Source organism: Pyxidicoccus sp. MSG2 (assembly GCF_026626705.1).
In the GTDB taxonomy this organism is placed as follows: Bacteria; Myxococcota; Myxococcia; order Myxococcales; family Myxococcaceae; genus Myxococcus.
On record NZ_JAPNKC010000001.1, the window covers coordinates 8,978,180 to 8,993,653 of the forward strand.

General features: G+C 70.8%; 12 protein-coding genes. 9 read left to right on the forward strand and 3 right to left on the reverse strand.

What is annotated here, in order from left to right:
• Positions 1 to 249 precede the first annotated feature (249 nt).
• The gene (locus OV427_RS35210; protein WP_267860600.1) at positions 250 to 1,857 is read left to right on the forward strand and encodes a DUF1592 domain-containing protein; all 1,608 of its coding nucleotides are present in this window, start codon (positions 250 to 252) and stop codon (positions 1,855 to 1,857) included.
• Positions 1,858 to 1,865: 8 nt separating this feature from the next.
• Complete coding sequence (locus OV427_RS35215) at positions 1,866 to 3,308, forward strand: DUF1552 domain-containing protein (protein ID WP_267860601.1); 1,443 nt, start codon at positions 1,866 to 1,868, stop codon at positions 3,306 to 3,308.
• Between the two features lie 37 nt (positions 3,309 to 3,345).
• On the opposite strand, the gene OV427_RS35220 is transcribed toward OV427_RS35215, so the two are convergent.
• Both OV427_RS35220 and OV427_RS35225 read right to left on the reverse strand, forming a co-directional pair.
• A complete protein-coding gene (locus OV427_RS35220) occupies positions 3,346 to 4,377 on the reverse strand; it encodes a metal-dependent hydrolase (RefSeq protein ID WP_267860602.1) in 1,032 nt (343 codons plus the stop codon).
• A gap of 129 nt (positions 4,378 to 4,506) precedes the next feature.
• Positions 4,507 to 5,817, reverse strand: a complete 1,311-nt coding sequence (locus tag OV427_RS35225; RefSeq protein ID WP_267860603.1) for a pectin acetylesterase-family hydrolase — start codon at positions 5,815 to 5,817, stop codon at positions 4,507 to 4,509.
• Between the two features lie 201 nt (positions 5,818 to 6,018).
• Between OV427_RS35225 and OV427_RS35230 the strand changes: the two genes are divergently transcribed.
• Complete coding sequence (locus tag OV427_RS35230; protein WP_267860604.1) at positions 6,019 to 6,711, forward strand: hypothetical protein; 693 nt, start codon at positions 6,019 to 6,021, stop codon at positions 6,709 to 6,711.
• Between the two features lie 246 nt (positions 6,712 to 6,957).
• Positions 6,958 to 8,571: a PAS domain-containing sensor histidine kinase gene (locus OV427_RS35235; protein ID WP_267860605.1), complete on the forward strand. Its 1,614-nt coding sequence runs from the start codon at positions 6,958 to 6,960 to the stop codon at positions 8,569 to 8,571.
• Here the strand turns inward: OV427_RS35235 and OV427_RS35240 are convergent.
• On the reverse strand, positions 8,534 to 10,660 hold the full coding sequence (locus OV427_RS35240; protein ID WP_267860606.1) for an ATP-binding domain-containing protein: 2,127 nt from the start codon (positions 10,658 to 10,660) through the stop codon (positions 8,534 to 8,536). The two genes, OV427_RS35235 and OV427_RS35240, sit on opposite strands and share 38 nt — an antisense overlap.
• Positions 10,661 to 10,822: 162 nt before the next feature.
• On the opposite strand from OV427_RS35240, the gene OV427_RS35245 reads away from it, so the two are divergent.
• The 5 genes from OV427_RS35245 to OV427_RS35265 all read left to right on the forward strand — a co-directional run bounded on the left by OV427_RS35245 (position 10,823) and on the right by OV427_RS35265 (position 15,304).
• Complete coding sequence (locus OV427_RS35245) at positions 10,823 to 11,713, forward strand: hypothetical protein (RefSeq protein ID WP_267860607.1); 891 nt, start codon at positions 10,823 to 10,825, stop codon at positions 11,711 to 11,713.
• Between the two features lie 5 nt (positions 11,714 to 11,718).
• The gene (locus OV427_RS35250; protein ID WP_267860608.1) at positions 11,719 to 12,495 is read left to right on the forward strand and encodes a helix-turn-helix transcriptional regulator; all 777 of its coding nucleotides are present in this window, start codon (positions 11,719 to 11,721) and stop codon (positions 12,493 to 12,495) included.
• Positions 12,496 to 12,560: 65 nt separating this feature from the next.
• Complete coding sequence (locus tag OV427_RS35255) at positions 12,561 to 12,908, forward strand: DUF3703 domain-containing protein (RefSeq protein WP_267860609.1); 348 nt, start codon at positions 12,561 to 12,563, stop codon at positions 12,906 to 12,908.
• Positions 12,909 to 13,139: 231 nt separating this feature from the next.
• Positions 13,140 to 13,745, forward strand: a complete 606-nt coding sequence (locus OV427_RS35260; protein WP_267860610.1) for a hypothetical protein — start codon at positions 13,140 to 13,142, stop codon at positions 13,743 to 13,745.
• Positions 13,742 to 15,304 carry a GMC family oxidoreductase gene (locus tag OV427_RS35265; RefSeq protein WP_267860611.1) on the forward strand — a complete coding sequence of 521 codons (1,563 nt, stop codon included), beginning with the start codon at positions 13,742 to 13,744 and terminating at the stop codon, positions 15,302 to 15,304. Before OV427_RS35260 ends, OV427_RS35265 begins: the two co-directional genes overlap by 4 nt.
• The last annotated feature ends 170 nt before the right edge of the window (positions 15,305 to 15,474 follow it).

Consider the following 15,474-nt stretch of genomic DNA (forward strand, 5'->3'; position numbering starts at 1 on the left):
GCCACTTCGCGGGTGGAAGTGGGTGGCTGTGGGGCGCAGGAGATCCGCAAATCTTGGACTCCAAGAAGAAGCCCCGGGCGCTCTCGTCAGCTGAGGCGAAATGCGCCAGTGAAACTGCAAAGCGAGTGGCATTTGCAAGCGGACACGAAATCCTCACCAGCCGCGACAGGGTGCGCGGTTAAAGTTGTCAACGCGCCAGCACTCCAGAGGGGGTTTTCTGGGAGTCGCTGGTACGAGGGTGCCTTTCGTATGCGAATCATCCGTTTCTGCATTCCCGCGGTGCTGCTGCTGGCGGCCGCATCCTGCTCCGGCGACAAACCTGGAACCGACAAGGAGCCTCCGGAAGTATCGGAAGCGTCTTCGGCGCGCGTGCGCCGCCTGACGCGCGTGGAGTACGACAACAGCCTCGCCGCCGTCGTACCGGGGATGCCTTCGCTGAGTGGCACCTTCGCCCCGGAAGACACCATCCTCGGCTTCAGCACGCACGACCGGCTCCAGGTGACGTCGCTGCTGGCGGACCAGGTGGACAACGCCGCGCTGAACGCGGCCCTGTTCGCGAAGAACCAGCTGAAGATCCACGAGAAGTGCCCGGCGGACGCGAACGAGGAGAAGTGCACGACGGACATCCTGTACGGCGTGGCCAGCCGCGCCTTCCGCCGGCCCCTCTCGACGGAGGACAAGGCGGACCTGCTCGCCTTCTGGCAGGACGCCCGGAAGACGGCGGACCCGCAGACCGCGCACCGCATCTTCCTGCAGGGCCTCTTCGCGTCGGCCTCCTTCCTCTACCGCACGGAGCTGGGCGAGCAGGGCGAGGCCGGCAACCAGGTGGCGCGGATGACGCCGCACGAGGTCGCCTCGGCGCTCTCCTTCGCCATCACCGCCGCCCCGCCCGACGCGGAGCTGCTCGCGGCCGCGGAGGCCGGGGAGCTCAAGACGGCGGACCAGCGCGAGGCGCACGCGCGCCGCCTGCTGGCCACCCCCGCCGCGCAGAAGCGCCTGGCCCACTTCATCCGCGAGTGGCTGGGCATCACCGGCCTGGCCAACCTCAACAAGAACAACCAGGTCTTCCCGGCCTTCAGCGCGGCGTTCAAGGACTCCAGCCAGGCCGAGACGCGGGCCTTCATCGACCACGTGCTGGCCAACGAGGGCGGCTCCGTCAAGGAACTCCTGAGCGCGAACTACACCTTCGCGGACGGCCGCATGTCGCAGTTCTACGGCACCACGAGCACGCCCAACGGGACGATTGGCAGGGTGCCGCTGCCGGCGGACCGCGCGGGCATCCTCACCCAGGCCAGCGTGCTGGCGACCTACGCCCTCTTCGACTCCAGCTCGCCCATCCGCCGCGGCAAGTTCGTCCTCACGCGCCTGCTGTGCCGTGACATCCCGCCCCCGCCGGCCTCCATCGTCATCATCCCCCCCGCGCCCGCCGCGGACTCCACCACCCGTGCCCGCTTCGCCGCGCACACCGACAACCCCGCCTGCGCCGGTTGCCACCGGAGCATCGACCCCATCGGCTTCGGCTTCGAGAACTTCGACGGCCTGGGCAAGGCCCGCACGACGGAGAACGGCATCGCCGTGGACGCCAAGGGCTCGGTGGACTACTCCAGCGGCGTCTTCCCCTTCACCGGCGGCGGCGAGCTGGCGCGCTCGCTCTCCACCAGCGAGGACGTGGCCAACTGCGTGCCCCTGCAGCTCTTCCGCTACGCCATGGGACGTGAAGAGGACACCGTCGACGAGCAGTTGCTCACCGACATGCGGGCGGCCTTCAAGGCCAACCCTCGGCTTCAACTGGGGGATGCGCTCGTCAGCCTGGTGCGCTCTCCCTACTTCACCCACCGGCGCACCCTTTCTCCGTGAGTCGCCCCATGCTCCGCCAACTCTCCCGTCGAAACCTGCTCAAGCTCCTGGGTGGCTCGGCCGCGGCGCTCCCGCTGGCCAACCTGCTCGGCACCTCCGACGCGCACGCGCAGACCACCGCGCCCCCGCTGCGCTTCGTCGCCATCTTCACGCCCCACGGCTGCCTTCCGGAGTTCTGGAACCCGCAGGGCGGCGAGTCGGACTTCACGCTCGACTTCCCCAACTCCATGCTGCTGCCGCTCCAGCCGCACCGCTCCAAGCTGCTGGTGGTGGACGGCCTGGACTACCGGGTGCTGTACGAGCACGGACTGACGGGCCACGAGGGCGCGCCCGTCACCTTCCTCACCGGCAGCAAGGTCAACACCGCCAGCGGTGACGACCTGCCGGAGAGCGCCTCGCTGGACCAGGTGCTGGGCAATGCCATCGGCGGCAGCACCAAGTTCCGCTCCCTCCAGCTCAACGCGTGGGAGCAGTTCGGCGGCCAGCACGTCTACAACAGCATCAGCTTCACGGCGAACGGCTCGCGCGTGCCCTTCGAGCGCGACCCGGCCGCCGTGTACCAGCGCCTCTTCGGCAACGCGCCGCCGCCCGCCGCGGACCCGGCCGAGGCCGACAGGCTCATCGCCCGCCGCAAGAGCCTGCTCGGCTTCCTCACCAAGGATGCGACGCGCCTGCGCGACAGGCTCGCGGGCGAGGAGCGCCAGAAGCTGGAGGCGCACCTGGAGGCGCTCGCGGACATCGAGCGGCGCATCGGCTCGCTGAGCACCTCTCCCAACCCGGCGCCCACCCCCGTGCCTTCCACGGAGGCGTGCATCAGCGGCATCGTGCCGCCGCAGTACGGCCTGGGCGAGCTGGGCAACCTCGCCCGGCTGCCCGAGCTGACGAAGCTGCACCTGGACATGATTACCCGTGCCTTCGCGTGCGATTTCACGCGGGTGGCGACCATCACCATCTCCGCGCCGTCCATGCCGTGGATTGGCATCAACGAGGACGTGCACAACGACCTGGCGCACCGGCTGGACGTCAACACGGAGCCGCTGCGCACCCAGATTCGCACCAAGATGGTGACGGTGCAGCGGTGGTACGCGGAGCAGGTGGCGTACCTCATGACGCAGTTGGCCTCCGTGCAGGAGGGCAGCGGCACCGCCCTGGACAACACGCTCATCCTCTGGGGCAACGAGCTGGGTGACGCCTCGGGCCACATGAACGTGCGCGTGCCCACCGTGCTGGCGGGTGGCGCGGGCGGCCGCTTCCGCATGGGCCGCTTCATCCACGCGCGCCCGCCGGGCTCCGACCCGCTGCCCGGCTGGCCCGGCCCCGGCTCGCCGCTGCCGAAGGCCGTGGCGCACAACAAGCTGCTGGTGTCCATCGCCCAGGCCTTCGGGGTGAACGTGAATACCTTCGGTCACCCGGCCCCGGACTACGCCGGTCCGCTGGCCGGGCTGACCTGAGCCACGTTGCCGTGAGTCGCGGCCCCGGTGGAAGGAGTCACTCCTTCTCCCGGGGCCTCGTCGTTTCCGCGTCCTGGCCCCGCCACCGACGCAGCAATTCGCTCGCGCTGCCGCCGCGCTCCAGCCGTGCCTCCGCCACGCGGTTTCCCGCGTCCAGGCGGATGACGAAGCCCAGCGTGGGCTCGCCGCGCAGGTGGTAGCGCAGGTCGGAGATGCGCACCTCGCGTCCTCCGCCTTCGACGGGCGCCACCGTGACGACGGGAAAGCGGGCCCACGCGAGCGCCTCGCGCACCGGCCCCACCGCGCGCACGTCCGGGGGAAGCGCGTCCACGGACGACTCCACCCGCCGCGCCTCGCGGGGCGCACCCGCCAGGGGCACCTCGCCCGCGGCGAGCATGCCTCCCGGAAGGGTGGCCACGTACCGCCAGGTGCTCACGGAGAAGGGCAGGGGGAAGACGCGCACGGACTGCGCGGCCGCGTAGGCCGCCTCCACCCGCCGCGTCAGCACGCCCCAGGCCGCCACGCGCGCCCCCACGTAGCCGGCGGACAGCGCCAGGCCCACCAGCAGCGCCCGGCGCCACGCCGTGCGCCGCAGCCGCCACGCCACGACGGTGCCCACCAGCAGCGGCAGCGTCACCCAGGGGTCCACCACCATCGTCCAGTCAAGGCTGAGGCGCGTGTCCGAGAATGGCAGCAGCACTCGCGTGCCCCAGCCCGTCCACAGGTCCGGCAGCAGGTGCGCGAAGAGGACGGAGGCCAGGCTGGCGAGGAAGACGGGGCGGGGCCTGGCGCCCCGGAAGACGGCGCACGCGGCCAGCGTGGCCCCGAGCGCCACCACCGGACTGAAGAGGAGCGAATGAGAGAGGCCCCGGTGCGCCTGGAGGGCCACCGTCACCGCGTCCCCGCGCGCCAGCAGCGTGTCCAGGTCCGGCAACTCCGAGGCGAGCACGGCGCCCAGCAGCACCGCGCGGTCCGTGGGCGAGGCCCGCTCGCCCGTGCCGGGACGCACGTCGGGCCGGCGCAGCGCACCGATGGCGAGCCCCAGCAGCCCGTGGGTGAGGTTGTCCATGGCGGGGCCCTCGTCTAGCGCCCCACCGCGGGCAACGCCAGGGCCGTACCCCGAAACGACGAAGCGGGACGCCCGGCCCGAAGCCCGGCGTCCCGCTCCTTCAAACAGCTTCAGTCGCGACGACGGGGACTACCCGCCCAGCGCGCCGTTGATGAGCGGCGCGACAATCTGCATGCCGGGGTCCTCGTTGTTGTAGTTGTTCGCCGGCTCGTAGATGCGGATGCGCTGGTTCTCGTTGATCCACCGCGAGAGGAACTTGTCCATGCCCACGAACTCGCTGTAGCACTTGTACGTCTGCGACTGCGGGAACTCGAGGTACTCGTACCAGTACCGCTTCTTCTCCATCTTCTGGCAGGCGTGCGCACCCATGAAGGTGATGATGGTGCTGCAGTGGCTGGCGTTGATGGCGCGGTGGTGCGGGATGAAGTAGCTGAAGTTGTTGTAGAGGTTCAGCTCCTGCACCAGCCGGTCCTGGTCCACCTTCCAGTAGCCGTGGACGGACTCCTCGTCGTTGGGCGTCTTGAAGCGCTCATAGGAGAAGCGCGAGTAGTTGTAGTCGCGCGTATAGCCCGTGTACGCGAGCTGGTCGTTGGGGAACTCTGTCGCCACCATCTTGTTGATGGTGCCGAAGTCGTTGATGTTGAACGAGGCCGGCAGCAGCGAGAAGACCGAGTCCAGGTTCCACGACGTGCGAATCTTGTCGTGCAGCGGGCGCGAGAGGGAAGTGGCGTTCGGCGCCACGAAGATGGGGCCGGAGTCGTTGAGCAGGTAGCCGCGCGCCGGGTTGATGGCCTTGCGCACGAAGTAGTAGCCGGCCGACGTCGCCGTGCCGCCCGCGCTGTAGCCCGTCATCAGCAGCTTCTGCACCGTGGGGAACTGGGTGTGCGCCCAGTTCGCCACCGCCCGCGTGTTGGTGTAGCCGTTGTGGTACCAGGTCAGCGGCGGGTTCTGCCCCGTGGAGTCCGCATACGTCTTCACGTTGTTGCCGATGTGCACGTCACCCGTGCAGTACGGCATGTAGACGATGTTCCAGTCCTTGGTGACCAGGTCCGTGCGGCTGCGCAGCGGCAGGCCCGGGTCGGCGCCATTGACGATGGGCGACACGTACTTCGCCGTGAACTGGGTGATGTAGTCGTCGGCGATGCCGTTGGGGTTGGCCGCGCCCAGCACGCCCGCGCGCCCGCTGCACGTCTCGAAGTCCCAACACGCGCCGCCGCCCTCGAGCATGAAGAGCAGGTTGGGCGAGCTGGTGCGGCGCACCCAGAACTTGTACTGCGAGCCGTTGCCACACTTCGTCCCGGGCAGCTCCACCTTCTCCCAGTTGTAGTTGTTTCCGCCGTCCACGAGCACGCTGACGATGGTGGAGACGATGACCTCCGCGCGGGCCATGCCAGGCACCAGCGCTGCGGCCATGAGGCAGGCCAGGAGTAGGCGCTTCATTCGGGAACCTCCAGGTTTGATGGGAATTCCTGTCTATACAATGCAATTACAACTGTGTCAGGCCCTTTGTGACTGGTTCATGTCTCAGGTGAGACAGGGTTTGTGATGCGTTGCGGCAAACTCCGTCGGGCCGATTCTTTACGCGGCGCGGCAGGATGCCGGGTTTGCCAGGTGCGCGCGGCACGCGGTATTCGGCTCGTCATGGCCGAGAATGCTCGCTGGAAGGGCCTCCCGTGGGTCGTCGCCACGGGAGCCGTCGTGGGGCTCGCCGTCCTGCTCGTCGTGCTCCTGAAGCGCCCGGAGCCCTCCGGCGCCCCGGAAGCGGAGCCCCCGGTGGCGGCCACGTCGGCCTCCACGTCACCCGCGCAGGCCCCCACGCCGGCGGCGACTCCGTCCGCGCCCGTGGCCGCCGCGCAGCCGGGTGGGGGCACGGTGTCGCCCTACCTGCCCCAGCCTCCGTCCGGCGACGAGGCGCCCCAGATTCATCCCGTGGACCTGCAGGCGCTGCGCGCGAAGCTACCGGACAACCTCTACTGGACGCTGGGCGCGCCCACGGAGGACCCGGAGGTGCTCAAGTGGCGCGACGACGAGACGCGGCGCTGGAATGACGTCTACGGCAAGGTGCTGTCCGGCGTGGCCACCGAGGAGGAGGTCCGCCAGTACTACGCGCACCGCCGCGAGGTGTCCGAGGACATGGTGGCCTTCGCAACGACGGTGCTCGCGGACTACGGCGACCGGCTCCCCGACCAGGAGCGGGGCCTGTACGAGCTGAGCATCGACATGAACCGCACGCGGCTGTCCGAACTGCCGCGCCAGGAGCAGGAGGCGCTCACCCGTCGCCAGGAGCAGGAGCAGCGCCGCGAGGCCTGGCGCCAGGGGCAACAGCAGCCCTGAGTGCCCGCGCCCACGCGCGGCCGGTCGCCCTGGCGGGTGGTGGCCCGCCCGACTGCTCGCACCTCCACCGGGCCCCGTTTACGAGTGTTGGGTGCCGAGCACATGCCCGGCTGGCCGGAGTGGGGCGTGCGGGAGGGAAGTGTTAAGCGGAAGAACACGAACGCCGTGGCCCGCCCCTTCATCCAACGCGTGGAACATCCCCTGACCGAACAGGGTCTCGCCAGCGCCGACTCCCCTGGGGCGGACATGGCGGGCATCGACACCGTTCTGCTCGACCAGCTCCCGGAGGGTGTCGCCGTCTGCGAGGCGGACGCGGTGTGCCTCTACGTCAACCCCGCCATGGAGCGGTCCTTCGGCAGGCCCCGGGCGGACCTGCTGGGCCGCGTGCTGTGGGAGTGCTACCCGGACGTGCTGGGCGAAGCCTTCCAGGAGCGCTTCCACCGGGTGGCCCAGACGGGGCAGGCGGAGGAGTTCGAGGTCCACTTCGCGGCCCGGGAGCGTTGGTTCGTGAAGCGCCTCTTCCGGGGCCACGGGCGCGTCTACGTCTTCTCGCGGGAGATTACGGCCGAGAAGAAGCAGGAGGCGACGCTCCGGGGGCTGTACGACGAGACGCGGCGCGCGCAGCGTCACGCGGCCTTCCTGGCGCAGGCCAGCGCGGTGCTGACGTCGTCGCTGGACCACGACCAGATCCTCCAGCGCATGGCCCTCCTGACCATCCCCACGCTGGCGGATGGGTGCGCCGTGGACGTGCCCGGGCCGGATGGAGGAGTCCGTCGCGTCGCCGTGGCCCACGTGCGTCCGGGCATGGCGGAGCGCGCCCAGGCCTTCCACGCCCGCTATCCCATCCGCATGGACGACGCGGCCGGCATCGGCCGGGTGCTGCGCGAGGGCGTCACGGAGTTCGTCCCGGAGCTGCCGCCCCTCATCGAGACGGAGCTGTCCGCCGATGCGGAGCGCCTCCGCGCCACGGAGGCGTTGGGCGTGCGGACGTTCATCTCCGTCCCGTTGATCAGCCGCGGCAAGGTGCTGGGGGCACTCACGCTCGTCAACACCGAGTCCGGGCGCAGGTACACGCAGGCGGACGTGCGGCTCGCGGAGGACCTGGCCCGGCGCGCGGCCTCGTCACTGGACAACGGGCGGCTCTACATGGAGGCGCAGGACGCCATCCGCGCGCGCGACACGTTCCTCTCCGTCGCGTCGCACGAGCTGAACACGCCCCTCACCTCGCTCACCCTCAACGTCCAGGCGCTGCGCAGGGATTTGGACCTGCGCGCCCCGGGCACACCCGACGCACTGTCCACGAAGGTGGTGGCCGTGCAGCGACAGCTCTCGCGCTTGTCGAGCCTGGTGCGCGAGCTGCTGGACGTGTCGCGCATCACCGCCGGCCGGCTGAAGCTGGAGCGCGAGGACCTGGACCTGGCCGCGCTCGCGCGGGAGATGGTGCCGCGCTTCTCGGAGGAGCTGGCGCGGGCGGGGTGCGAGCTTCGCCTGGACGCGCCGGGCCCCGCGCGGGGCCATTGGGACAGGCTGCGGCTGGAGCAGGTGCTGCAGAACCTGCTGTCCAACGCCATCAAGTACGGCCGGGGCCGCCCCATCGAGGTGCGGGTGGGCGCGGACGCGGAGCGGGCCTGGCTGATGGTGCGCGACGAGGGCATGGGTATCGCCCCGGAGGGACAGGCGCGCCTGTTCCAGCGCTTCGAGCGACTGGCCAGCGAGCGGCACTACGGTGGGCTGGGGCTGGGGCTCTGGATCGTGAAGCAGATTGTCGACGCGCTCGAGGGCCGCATCCTCGTGGAGAGCGCGCCCGGAAAGGGCTCCACCTTCACCGTGGAGCTGCCGCGCCAGCAGCGCCCGGGATGAGGTGGCTGCGCACGCCGGAGGACACCACCCAGAGCTGGTGGGACGTGCGCGTAATCGCCACGTGCAGGCGGCGGCGCGACTCGTCGTCCATGGGCCAGGCCCGCGCCGTTGCATCCGGGATGATGACGTAGTCGAACTCCAGGCCCTTCACGCTGTCCACGTCGGTGATGTCCACGCCGGGCTCGAAGGTGAACTCGCCGTCGCTCACCCGCCGGGCCCAGGGCAGGTCGGCCACGACGCGGTAGACGGCCTCCGCGGACTCGGGGCTGCTGGCGATGACGCCCACCGACGCATGGGGCTCGCGTGAGACGAGGTCCCTCAGCGCCTCGCCGATGAACAGCTGCGCCTGGGCCTCGTCCGGGAAGTGGTGGAAGCCCACCGGCGCGCCCGGGCGGCCCGTGTGCGCGGAGGCCTCCGGGGCCTGGGTGCCCAGCACCTGCCGCGCCAGCTCCACCACCGGTTGCGGACAGCGGTAGGACACCTGGAGCCGGCAGGTGGCGGCGTCGCGGATGTTCAGCTCGTTGAGGACGGCGGGCCACCCCGCGAAGCCGGCGTCCGTCTGCTGCATCTCGTCTCCGGCCAGCGTGCAGCTTTTGCCCTTGCCCAGCAGGCGGCTCACGGCGAACAGCTCGAAGAGGGAGAAGTCCTCCGCCTCGTCGAGCACGACGTGCGCCATCCGCTCCAGGCCCAGCGAGGTGTGCTGGGCCTTGAGGAACATCAGGATGGGCAGGTCATCCAGGTCCACCGTGCCGGCCATGGCGTACGGCGTGTCCGCTTCAATGGCCTTCCCGTCCATGGTGACGAGGCGGTCCGTGTCGGTGATGTCCTTCAGTTCCTTGTCGAGCGGCGTGGAGTGCTGGAGGCGCGTGTGCTCCATCACCTCGTCGATGGCGGTGCGCGGCAGCTCTCCGCGCGCGGCGTTGACCACGGTGTCCAGGAAGCGCCGGTCGAAGTACGCGTCCGCCAGCCGCTTGCGCAGCCGCTCCAGCGTCACGCCGGCCGCCGTCTTCGGCACGCCCACGCGGGCGGCCAGCGCGCGCCTCAGGGCGGGGTGGCGCTTGAAGCGCGACACCAGCGGCGGCGTGTCGTGCCACAGCTTGATGCCGGGCAGGTCGAACGCCTGCTTCGCCGTGGCCAGCAGCCACGAGTCGCGCGTCTGCACGGCCACGCCGCCCAGGCCGAGCGGCGCCAGCAGGCGGCGGGACAGCCGGGCCAGGCCCTCCTCGGGGACGATGAGCTTCATCCGGGACTGGGGGTAGGTCTGCGCGTCGTCGAAGGCAATCTTCGCCAGCCGGTGCAGGGCCACCGTCGTCTTCCCGCTGCCGGCGCTGCCCAGCACGAGCAGCGGCTGGTCCGGGCCGGTGCTGACGGCCTCGTACTGCTCCGGGTCCAGGAGCGCGGTGACGCCGAAGGCATCCTCGGTGCGGCGGGCGCCCTTGCCGGTGCCGAGGAACTCCGGTCGCGCGGCGGTGCCCGCGCCTCCCGACTGGAGCGTGGCGACGTCGAGCCCCACGCTGTGCCATGCGCCGTCCGCGGCGCGCTCCAGCACCAGCGTGCCGGAGATGATGCGCGTCAGCACGCCGCGCTCGATGACGACGAGCCGCCGCGTCTGCACGGTGCCCTCCGCGAGCCGCTCGCCGAAGTACTCCTCGTAGGAGTCGCCTTCCTCGTAGCAGTAGAAGACGCGGGCGACGGGGGCGAAGCGCCAGTCGATGACGCGCACGCCGGCGCTCACGTCCGCGAAGGTGGTGCGTCCCAGCAGATAGTCGCGGGGCCCGCCCGCGCCGTCCAGGCGCAGGTGCGCGAAGTAGGGGGCCTGGGGGTCCGGCAGGCGCGCGGCCTCCTGGCGCTCCATGAGGGAGCGCGTCTCGTTCATCTGCGCGAAGAGGTGCGGCAGGTCCGCGACGGCGGCGGTGGCCACGTCGTCGCGCAGCACCTGGAGCTGGGCGACCAGTCCCTGGGTGTCCGTCTTGCGGCCGGCCTTGTGCCGGGCTGCCTCCAGCGTGGCCTGCACGCGGGCGAGCAGTGCCTCCTCCTCGGCGATGATGTCGAGGGCGCCTTCCGGAAGGTTGCCATGGGCGTGGCTCATGCGCGGCAAGGTGAACCCTGGCGGCGTGCAGGTCAACCCGTTGTTCTTCCTGGGAAAGTTGCTACTTTATGGGTGGCCTGAAGGAGCGGCCATGCGGCGCCTCACGCGTGACTCGCCTCGTGGACCCGGGCAGAGTCCGGGCCACGAGGAGGCTCATACCGAATGGCAACAGTCACCCTGCGTCACCTGCTGGTCGCCGCCGCGCTGCTGGGAGGTTGCAAGACGGCCGAGCCCGTCGTCCAGCCGTCTGGCGCGAGCTCCGCCACCGCCGCGAAGGCGGACTGTGGCCCCGCCATTCCCGGCATGGAGGCGCTGCTGAAGCCCGCGGCCTTCATCGTCCTCGGAGAGATGCACGGCACCCAGGAGGCGCCGGCCTTCACCACACGGCTCGTCTGTCATGCCGCGGCCTCGGGGCAGCCCGTGCGGGTGGGGCTGGAATTGCCCGTGGAGGAGCAGCCGCGCATCGACGCGTTCCTCGCGAGCGAGGATGGCGCGCTCCAGCCGCTCACGGTGGGCGGGTTCTGGACCCAGGAGAATCAGGACGGCCGGAGCAGCAAGGCGATGCTCCAGGCCCTCGTCCGGCTTCGCGAGTTGAGGCGCGCGGGCCTTCCCGTGGAGGTGCGCGCCTTCGACGCGGGCGGCGGGGACCGTGATGCCACCATGGCGGCGAAGCTCCTCCAGGAGCGTGCCCTGGCCCCCCGCGACACCTTCATCGTGCTGACCGGAAACCTCCACGCCCGCCGTGACAAGGGCGCGCCGTGGGACCCGAATCTGCGCTTCATGTCCAACCACCTGCTCGAAGCGGAGCCCGGGCTGGTGACGCTCGACATGGCCTACCTGGGCGGGAGCATGTGGGCCTGCATCGGAGGGAAGGGGGACGCCTGCACGCTCCACCCGCTGAAGAAGGCCCGCTACGAGGAGCACGCGGCGACGCCGCGCATCGTCGTCCAGAAGGGGACCACGGACGAAGGTTATGACGGCGTCTACGGCGTCGGCACGGCGACCGCTTCACCTCCCGCGGTCCACGCGGCCACGGCGCTCCCCACGCCCTGAGCACCGTGAGCAGGACCCGCGCCTGGAAGGGGCAGCTCTTCTTCGGACCCCGGCGGCTCTTGTACGCCGGGCCGCTCGGTGAGACGCGCCCGCACGCGCACCACACCTTCCAGCTCCTCCTGTCGCTCGGGGAGCCGGTGGCGCTGCGGGACGCCCACCAGCACGTGGTCACCTGCCAGGCGGCCGTGACTCCGCCCGATGTCGAGCACACCATCGCCAGTCCGAGCGCGGCCGTGGTCCTCCTGCATGTGAACCCGGATGATTCGGTGGGCCGTCAGCTGCGCACGCTGGGCATCGGCGCGGATGCCGAGGCCTGGCGGTGTGCGGGCGCGCCCCTGCTCACCCAGGGCGTGAAGTCCGTGCCGAAGCGCTGGGCTGATGCGGAGCTCCTCTCGCATTCGCTGCTTCAGTCGCTGCGGGCCGACACGCGACAGGCCCCGCCGGCCCACCCCGCCGTGAAGAGGCTCCTGCGCCTGTTGCCGGACCTGCTGGAAGAGGACGTGCGCCTGTCCGCTCTCGCGCCGCGGGTGGGACTGTCCGCGGGGCGGCTGTCACACCTGTTCGGCCAGGAGGTGGGCCTGCCCTTGCGGCCCTACGTCCTCTGGCTGCGCCTGCAGCGCGCCGCCGGACACCTCCAGCGCGGGGCCTCGCTCACGCGGGCGGCGCATGCCGCGGGCTTCACCGACAGCGCGCACCTCAGCCACGCGTTCCGCCGCACCTTCGGCCTCTCCCCGTCGGAGATTGCGGGCGTCGTGGACTGGGTCCTCCCGCCTCCGGAGTAGCGAGTTCTTACAAGCCCGCGGCCACCTCCCCGCGCGAGGGTGAAGACACCCACGAGGAGGAAGTCATGCCCATGAAGCCGAAGCTGCGCGCCGCCTTCGAGGCGGAGCTGCGCGAAGCCGTCGAGGCCGAGGCGCGCCAGGAGCTGCCGCGCGCCTGGCGCCACCTGGAGCGGGCCCACGTACTGAGCCAGGCCTACGCGGGGCCGCATGTCCGCGCGCACTGCCGGATGTTCGCCTTCGGGTGGCGGCGCCGCGACACGCGCGAGCTGATGGGGCAGTTCGCGCGAATTCTCGTCGCCGGGCCGGGCTCGTGGCTGGGCCGGGCTCCGCTCGGCAACACCGGTGGCGCCAACGTGGGCATCCTCACGCCCATGCCCATCCCCGAGGATTTGCGGGCGCTGCTGGACGCGTGAGGGCGCCGCCCCTGTCCGCGAGGGGCCGGGAGCGGTAGGCTTCAAGGCGATGAGCCGATGTCTCCGCGCACCTCGTGCTCGCGACGTTCACCGCGCCCATGGAGACACCGGACGTTTCACCGCGCCCGAGCATCCGGACACGTCCACCTCGTAGCGACGCGCGGACCCACGAGCCGAGCAACCCCGCGATGGGCGCCCCTGTGCCCTTCGTTCGCGGAACCGGAGGATGGAATGGACGTGTCGATGACCCGCCGGGGACTCCTCAAGCGCGGGCTCTTCGGGGGCGCCCTGCTGGCGCTGGGAGGCAGCGCCCTGCTGGCCTCTCGCGACGGGCTGTCACTGGCGCTTCCTCCAGAGGGGCTCCAGGTGCTGGGCCCGCGCGAGTACGCCACGCTCCAGGCGCTGGCGAGGCGGGCCTTCCCGGGGCGCCCGGGCTGGCCGGACGCGGACGCGGCGCGCGTGGCCTTCACGGCGGACGGGCTGCTCGCGCGCGGAGACCCCGCCGTGGCGAAGGAGGTGAAGGACCTCCTGGGCCTCTTCGACAACGCACTCGCGGGCTTCCTCTTCAGCGGTCGCGTCACTCCCTTCTCGCGGCTGTCCCCCGAGGACCAGGACGCGGTCTTCGAAGACTGGCGCACGTCGCGCCTGATGCTGCGGCGCACGGGACACCATGCATTGCGCACGCTGGTGTACAGCGCCTACTACCTGCACCCGGCGGCGGCCACGGCCGCGGGCTACGCCATTCCGGAGGGCTTCCACGATGCGAACGCGGTGGCCTGGAAGGGAGAGGGCCCCCGCCCCGCGCCGCTGACGCAGAAGGAGGGGTCCACGCCATGAGCGGCCGAATCTTCACCGGAGACGAGCTCACCGAGGACCGCACCATCACCTGTGACGTGTGCGTGGTGGGCAGCGGCGCGGGCGGCGGCGTGCTGGGCCACGAACTGGCGCGGCGCGGCCTGGACGTGGTGATGCTGGAGGAGGGGAGCTACCGCACCCGCCGCGACTTCGACATGAAGGAGTCCACGGCGTACCCGGCCCTGTACCAGGAGATGGCCAACCGGGCGACGGATGACCTGGCCATCAGCATCCTCCAGGGCCGCGCCGTGGGTGGCGGCACCACCGTCAACTGGTGCGCCAGCTTCCGCACCCCGCCGGAAATCCTCCACCGCTGGCGCGACATCCACGGCGTGAAGGGGCTGGACGAGCACACGCTCACCCCGCACTGGGACTGGTTGGAAGAGCGGCTGCACATCCGCGACTGGCCCATCGAAAGGGCCAATCGCAACAACCAACTCCTATGGGAGGGGCTGGGAAAGCTCGGCTACAGCCGGGGCACGGTGAAGCGCAACGTGAAGAACTGCGCGGCCCTGGGCGCCTGCGGGTTGGGCTGCCCCACGGACGCGAAGCAGTCCATGCTGGTGACGTTGATTCCAGACGCGGTGGAGCAGGGAATGCGCCTGTTCGCCAACGTGAGCGCACGCAAGCTGGAAATGGATGGCATGCGCGTGGTGGCGGTACACGCGGACGTGCTGGACCCGCGCACGGACCGGCCCACGGGCCGGCGGCTCACGGTGAAGTCGAAGGTGACGGCGGTATGCGGCGGGGCCATCAACTCCCCGGCGCTGCTGCTGCGCAGCGGGCTCACCGCGCGGGGGCTCGTGGGCAAGCGCTTCTTCCTGCATCCGGTGGTCGTCTCCACGGCCCGCTTCCGCGAGCGGGTGGAGGCCTTCCAAGGCGCGCCGCTCAGCGTCTACTCGCGCCAGTTCATCGACCGGGGGCCGGGGAAGTTGGGCTGGCTCATCGAGGTGCCGCCCATCCACCCCGTCCTCGCCTCGGTGACGATGCCGGGCTTCGGCGCCGCGCATCAGGACCTGATGGCGCGGTTGCCGTATGCCAATGCGGTCATCTCCATCACCCTGGATGGCGTGCATCCCGGCGACGAGGGCGGCACGGTGGGGCTGCGCGGCGAGGGCGAGTACACGCGGCTGAAGGTGGACTACCCGCTCACCGACTTCCACTGGGAGGGCTTCCGCGAGGCGCTGAAGGTGGCCGCGCGCCTGCAATTCGCCGCGGGCGCGGAGCAGGTGCTCAGCCCGCACTCGGCGCCGGTGGTGATGCACGGCGAGAAGGACGTGGCGCTGCTGGACCGGGCGCCCTACGCGCCGCTGCTGTGTCGCGTGGCCAGCGCCCACCAGATGGGCGGCTGCGCCATGGGTGGCAGCGCGAAGACGAGCGTGGTGGACAGCACGCTGCGCTACTGGGACGCGGACAACCTCTTCGTGGTGGACGGCTCGGTGTTCCCCACCGCGCTGGGCGTCAACCCCATGGAGACCATCCTCGGCCTCGCGCACTGGGGCAGCCAGCACGTCGCCAACGCGGTGGGTGGGCGCTCCTGAGACTCCGGGCCCCTTGGCCCGGACCTCGTGTCGATGCTATTCGCCCGTCTCGATGTCTGCCCTTGGCGCCGAAGCCTGAGCAGCTGTCAGGCTTTGCCGTCCTTGGCGGGCTGAAGCGAATCATTATCACCCGGGGGAGGCATGGGGCCGTGTGGACCCGTCATGCTGCT